2 protein-coding genes are annotated in these 5,235 nt (G+C 50.4%); both read left to right on the top strand.

Annotated elements, in window-relative coordinates:
• The first annotated feature begins 102 nt into the window (after window positions 1-102).
• Window positions 103-2,187, top strand: a complete 2,085-nt coding sequence (locus HMPREF3139_RS02430; protein WP_049328591.1) for a transferrin-binding protein-like solute binding protein — start codon at window positions 103-105, stop codon at window positions 2,185-2,187.
• A complete protein-coding gene (locus HMPREF3139_RS02425; protein WP_060975174.1) occupies window positions 2,184-5,018 on the top strand; it encodes a lactoferrin/transferrin family TonB-dependent receptor in 2,835 nt (944 codons plus the stop codon). The genes HMPREF3139_RS02430 and HMPREF3139_RS02425 overlap by 4 nt, the downstream gene beginning before the upstream one ends.
• Window positions 5,019-5,235: the final 217 nt, after the last annotated feature.

The following is a 5,235-nucleotide window of genomic DNA, read 5'->3' as shown; positions in this document are numbered from 1 at the left end:
ACTGTTGTGGGAAGGGCTTTTTTGCCAAGGTCTCGGGTTGATATTATCTGTGCATATTAATATAATGATAATTATTATTAATCAAATAGAGGAAAAGTAGGGATGTGTAAACCGAATTATGGCGGCATTGTCTTGTTGCCCTTACTTTTGGCATCTTGTATCGGCGGCAATTTCGGCGTGCAGCCTGTTGTCGAATCAACGCCGACCGCGCAAACCCCGTCAGATTCCAAACCTTCCAAGCCTGAGGATATTCCTGCTCCGGCTCCTGCCAAACCTTCTATAGAAACCACGCCGGTCAACCAGCCCGCCGTCGGTGCGGCAATGCGGTTGCCAAGGCGGAATATTGCTTTTTATAACAAAGACGGTACGGAAATTCCCGATAAGCATCAGGCAGAGGAGTATCTGCCGCTTAAAGAGGAGGATATCCTGTTTTTAGACGGTACGCCGCAAGAACAGGTCGACAAACTTAAAAAGGAAATCAAAGGACGGCATCCTAATGCACAAATCTACACGTCCGATTCAAAAGATGCTGTGTATCAATATAAATATGTCCGGGCCGGATATGTTTATACTCAAACAGGAGAAGACGAAATCAAACAGAACTCAGGTGGTAAGCGGTTTACCCACCGGTTTGGTTATGACGGGTTTGTATATTATTCCGGAGAACATCCCTCCCAATCTTTACCGAGCGCGGGAACGGTGAAATATTCCGGTAACTGGCAATATATGACCGATGCCAAACGTCATCGGACAGGTCAGGCGGTTGCCAGTGAGAATTTGGGTTATAACACATATTATGGTAATAATATTGGTGCAACTTCTTATGCGGCTAGGGATGCCGACGACAGGGAAAAACATCCTGCCGAATATACGGTTAATTTCGACAAAAAAAACCTGGAAGGTAAGTTGATTAAAAATCAGTATGTGCAAAATAAGAATAATCCAGATGAACCTAAAAAGCCGCTGATCATTTACAACATTACTGCAAAATTGGACGGCAACCGCTTTATCGGCAGTGCCAAGGTCAATCCTGATTTAGCGGAAAAACATGCCGGTAAGGAGCATTTGTTTTTCCATGCCGATGCCGATCAGCGGCTTGAGGGCGGTTTTTTCGGCGATAACGGAGAAGAGCTTGCCGGACGGTTTATCAGCAACGACAAAAGCGTATTCGGCGTATTCGCAGGCAAACAAAATAGCTCCGTGCCGTCTGAAACGCATACCAAAATCTTGGATTCGCTGAAAATTGCCGCCGACGAAGCTGCCGATCCTAAGGCACGTCCGTTTATTGCCGAGCCTATGCCCGACTTTGCCCATCCTGACAAACTCCTTGTCGAAGGGCGTGAAATCTCCTTGGTCAAAGATACTCAAACCATCGTTCTTGCCGACGGCAGGAAAACGACAATCCGAACCTGCTGCGATTTTCTGAACTATGTGAAAATCGGACGGATGCAAACCGACCGTCCCGTCGTCAAACCGACTGCAACAGAGGACGAAGATTCCGATCATGAAGGCGCGGGACCTGATGATGAAAATGAAAGTTTAGAGCCTGAAGACGGTGAAGACGGTTTGGAAAATGATACCGATGACGGTCATGCTTCTTCCGAGTTGCCGGCAGAGGAAGATAACGGGGAAGCAAATACAGCAGGAAAAAATGAAGGAAACAACGCGGAAAGCGTAGGCACGGATGGAAAATCACCTGTCCAACCCGCTTCTGCATACAGGAATATCGACCTTTTCATAAAAGGTATCCGCACTTCCGAGGCAGACATCCCCAAAATTGGGAATGTCCACTATAGAGGTTCATGGGAAGCCCGTATCGGCGCGCCGATCCAATGGGATAACCATGCGGATAAAGCGGCAAAAGCCGAATTCGACGTTAACTTTGCCAACAAGTCCCTTTCCGGCACCCTGATGGAGAAAAATGGTGTAGAACCTGCCTTCTATATTGAAAACGGTATTATTGAGCACAACGGTTTCCATGCAGCAGCACGTACCCGTGATACAGGTATCGACCTGCTTGGCAGGGGTGCAACATCCTCCAAACCGTTTAAAGCCGAGAACCTTCATGTAACAGGGGGCTTTTACGGACCTCATGCATCGGAATTGGGCGGCAGCTTTGCCGAACCCCAACAAAAAATCGGTGTGGTATTTGGTGCGAAGAAAGATGACAAGGAGGCAACACGATGAACAGAAGGCATACATTCCCGCTTACCCTGACCGCCTTGGCCATTGCAGCCGCTTTCCCATCATATGCGGCAAACCCCGAAACGGCGGCATCTGATGCGGCGCAAAGTCAATCATTGAAGGAGATTACCGTCCGTGCCGCCAAAGTGGGACGGCGATCGAAAGAGGCGACCGGTTTGGGCAAAATCGTCAAAACGTCGGAAACGTTGAACAAAGAACAGGTACTCGGTATCCGCGACCTGACGCGCTACGATCCGGGCGTGGCCGTCGTCGAACAAGGTAACGGCGCGAGCGGCGGTTATTCGATACGGGGCGTGGATAAAAACCGTGTGGCGGTTTCGGTCGACGGTGTTGCCCAAATACAGGCGTTTACCGTGCAGGGTGCATTGAGCGGATACGGCGGACGCGGCGGCAGCGGTGCAATCAACGAAATCGAATATGAAAACGTCGGTACGGTAGAAATCGACAAAGGTGCCGGTTCTTCCGATCACGGCAGCGGTGCGCTCGGCGGAGCAGTCTCCCTCCGCACCAAAGAGGCGGCAGACCTGATTTCAGACGGCAAAAGTTGGGGGATACAGGCAAAAACCGCCTACGGCAGTAAAAACCGCCAATTTATGAAGTCGCTCGGCGCGGGTTTCAGTAAGGACGGTTGGGAAGGGCTGTTAATCCGAACCGAACGCCAAGGGCGGGAAACGCGCCCGCACGGCGATATTGCGGACGGGGTGGAATACGGCATAGACCGTTTGGACGCGTTCCGCCAGACATACGATATTCAGAGTCCGAATAAAAAGGCGGAATATTTCCTGGCGGAGGGCGAGAGTGAGCTCAAGCCTGTGGCAAAATTGGCGGGCAACGGGAAATATTTGAAAAACCAGCTCAACCGCTGGGTGGAAGAACGCCGTTCAAAAGGTCAGGCTTTAAACAGTGAAGAAGAAGCGATGGTGCGGGAGGCGCAGGCGCGCCACGAAAACCTGTCCGCCCAATCGTACACAGGCGGCGGCAGGATATTGCCCGATCCGATGGATTACCGCAGCGGTTCGTGGCTTGCCAAGCTGGGCTACCGCTTCGGCGGCAGGCATTATGTCGGCGGCGTGTTTGAGGATACCAAACAGCGTTACGACATCCGCGATATGACGGAAAAACAGTATTACGGTACGGACGAGGCGAAAAAGTTTAGCGACAAGAGCGGGGTGTACGACGGCAACGATTTCCGCGACGGCTTGTATTTTGTGCCGAATATAGAAGCGTGGGATAAAAACAAAGAAAAATGGGTCAAGGGCATAGGTTTGAAATATTCCCGCACCAAATTTATAGACGAACATCACCGCCGCCGCCGTATGGGTTTGCTGTACCGTTATGAAAACGAAGCGTATTCTGACAATTGGGCGGACAAGGCGGTGTTGTCGTTTGACAAACAGGGCGTGGCAACCGACAACAACACGCTGAAGCTGAATTGCGCCGTGTATCCTGCCGTGGACAAATCCTGCCGCGCGTCGGCAGACAAGCCGTATTCCTACGACAGCAGCGACCGTTTCCACTACCGCGAACAGCACAATGTTTTGAATGCCTCGTTTGAGAAGTCGCTGAAAAACAAATGGACGAAACACCATCTGACTTTGGGCTTCGGTTACGATGCTTCCAAAGCGATCTCCCGCCCCGAACAGCTTTCCCACAATGCGGCAAGGATTTCGGAATACTCGGATTACACCGATAAGGGAGACAAGTATCTTTTGGGTAAGCCCGAAGTCGTCGAAGGGTCGGTCTGCGGCTACATCGAAACCCTGCGTTCCCGCAAATGCGTGCCAAGAAAAATCAACGGCAGCAATATCCACATTTCTTTGAACGACCGTTTTTCAATCGGCAAATATTTCGATTTCAGCTTGGGCGGCAGGTACGACCGGCAAAACTTTACCACGTCGGAAGAACTCGTCCGCAGCGGGCGGTATGTTGACCGTTCGTGGAACAGCGGCATCGTGTTCAAACCGAACCGGCATTTTTCTTTGTCTTACCGCGCCTCCAGCGGCTTCAGAACGCCCTCCTTCCAAGAACTTTTCGGGATAGACATTTATCACGATTATCCGAAAGGCTGGCAGCGTCCTGCCCTGAAATCGGAAAAGGCAGCCAACCGCGAAATCGGTTTGCAGTGGAAGGGCGATTTCGGCTTTTTGGAAATCAGCAGCTTCCGCAACCGTTATACCGATATGATTGCCGTTGCCGATCAAAAAACCAAATTGCCGAATCAGGCAGGACAATTGACAGAGATTGATATACGCGATTATTACAATGCCCAAAATATGTCGCTCCAAGGCATCAACATCTTGGGAAAAATCGACTGGAACGGTGTGTATCACAAACTGCCCGAAGGTTTGTACACGACTTTGGCGTACAACCGTATCAAACCGAAATCGGTATCCAACCGGCCGGGACTGTCCCTCCGCAGCTATGCTTTGGATGCGGTACAGCCGTCGCGTTATGTTTTGGGGTTCGGATACGACCAGCCCGAGGGGAAATGGGGCGCAAACATTATGCTGACCTATTCCAAAGGGAAAAACCCTGATGAACTTGCTTATCTGGCAGGCGATCAAAAACGATATTCGGCAAAAAGAGCGTCGTCTGCTTGGTCGACGGCAGATGTTTCCGCCTATCTTAATCTGAAAAAACGGCTGACCTTGAGGGCGGCTATCTACAATATCGGCAACTACCGCTACGTTACTTGGGAATCCTTGCGCCAGACTGCGGAAAGCACGGCAAACCGGCACGGCGGCGACAGTAACTATGGAAGGTATGCCGCACCGGGCAGGAACTTCAGCCTCGCGCTTGAAATGAAGTTTTAAAGGAAATACCGTCTGAAAGCTTGATCTGCACCCCAAAAGTCGGACTAAACCGCCAACTGATTAAGGTGCAGGTTTTTTTTGAGGTTTAGGGTAACTTCTAAACCGTCATTCCGGGAATCTGGACATTCAATGCTAAGGCAGTTTGAGACCTTTACAAAATCCCCCAAAATCCCCTAAATTACCACCAAGACATTTAGGAGATTTTTCATGAGTACCT

The sequence above is a fragment of the Neisseria sp. HMSC15G01 genome, from assembly GCF_001808255.1.
GTDB classification, from domain to species: domain Bacteria; phylum Pseudomonadota; class Gammaproteobacteria; order Burkholderiales; family Neisseriaceae; genus Neisseria; species Neisseria subflava_A.
Note: the sequence above shows the minus strand (reverse complement) of the source record. Positions and strands in the feature narration are given on the sequence as shown.

Bases quoted from the DNA above. Each gene is read 5' to 3' on its own strand.
- HMPREF3139_RS02425 (WP_060975174.1), top strand. From the start codon at position 2,184: ATGAACAGAAGGCATACATTCCCGCTTACCCTGACCGCCTTGGCCATT.
- HMPREF3139_RS02430 (WP_049328591.1), top strand. From the start codon at position 103: ATGTGTAAACCGAATTATGGCGGCATTGTCTTGTTGCCCTTACTTTTG.